Below are 1120 nucleotides of genomic sequence, written 5' to 3'. Positions count from 1 at the left end.
TAGTATGTGGATACAACGGCTTCTTCTCCTGGCTCCAGAGGTCATGAGATTATTGCCGGAAGCCTGGTTGGCGCTGGGATGGGCGAGGCTTCGCCAGCTTCGTCCTTTTGAAGATTACTCAGGCCAATGGGGGCTGCGTATGGAGGAAACCTCCTGGAAATGTAATGGATGGCAGGAACAGTCTATTCGCCATATTTCACACGCTGTGGAGCTGGCCAGCCGTTACACTCCATGGCATAGTAGCTGTCTTGTACAGGCCATTGCCGCGATGACGTTGCTGAGGCGCAGGAAGTTGGACTGCACGCTATATCTGGGCACAGCCAAAAATGCTGCGGGGCGATTGACGGCACATGCATGGGTACGAAGCGGACCAATTTATGTTACAGGTGAACGGGAGATGGAGGCGTTTACTGTGGTGGGTATATTCGGAAGGCGAGCTGTGACGGCTACCCAAACGAAAATAGAGAATAAAGGCCGTTTTTTACATGAATGCGATGAGACCAAAGGATGTTCAAAGAATCGAAGGAGAATATAGCATGTTTACCAAGTCTCTTCTGGAACTTGCCCATTGGAAAGACGATCAGGAATTAACGCTGTTACTCTCTTTATTGCAAAAAGACGCTGCTCCATGGCAGCAGATATTCGCTGCTGCCCATCAACATAAGCTGGATTGGGCTCGCCTGTTGCGTCTGGCAGATCACCATCGGGTAGTACCCCTGGTATATCTCCAACTGAAAAAGTCGAATGATCCGGTCATTCCTTTACAATTGCTGGCGAGTCTTCAGGCGCAATATCACCGAAATACGCTGCGCATGCTTCATCTCCAAGCAGAGGCTGGGCGTCTGACCAAGCTACTTATGGCCCATGGTATCCGTGTACTTATGCTCAAGGGCCCTGCACTGGCGCAGCAATTGTACGGGGATGTTTCCCTGCGTACCTCCAAGGACGTAGATTTGCTTATTGCGCCAAATGATATGGATGAAGCCGAGCATTGGATACGGGAAGCCGGCTATGAGTCCAAAAGCGGAGAGGCGCGTGTTCTTGGCAGCTGGAAGTGGAAGGACCATCATACATCCTTCCTGCATGTGCAAAAGCGAGTGGAGGTGGAGCTGCATTGGCG

General features: G+C 51.2%; 2 protein-coding genes. Both read left to right on the top strand.

Translation table 11 applies throughout. The annotated features are described in order from the left end of the window. Window positions 1–4 precede the first annotated feature (4 nt). A complete protein-coding gene (locus tag L693_RS0106470; protein ID WP_025716574.1) occupies window positions 5–535 on the top strand; it encodes a lasso peptide biosynthesis B2 protein in 531 nt (176 codons plus the stop codon). Between the two features lies 1 nt (window position 536). Beyond that, the coding region (locus L693_RS27745; RefSeq protein WP_197029837.1) for a nucleotidyltransferase domain-containing protein at window positions 537–1120 on the top strand (584 nt) is incomplete at its 3' end.

The sequence above is a fragment of the Paenibacillus sp. 1-18 genome, from assembly GCF_000520755.1.
In the GTDB taxonomy this organism is placed as follows: domain Bacteria; phylum Bacillota; class Bacilli; order Paenibacillales; family Paenibacillaceae; genus Paenibacillus; species Paenibacillus brasilensis.
This window is presented reverse-complemented; position numbering and strand designations above follow the sequence as displayed.

What these genes read in the sequence shown, in the direction of transcription:
- L693_RS0106470 (WP_025716574.1), top strand. Translation starts at nt 5, where the DNA reads ATGTGGATACAACGGCTTCTTCTCCTGGCTCCAGAGGTCATGAGATTA.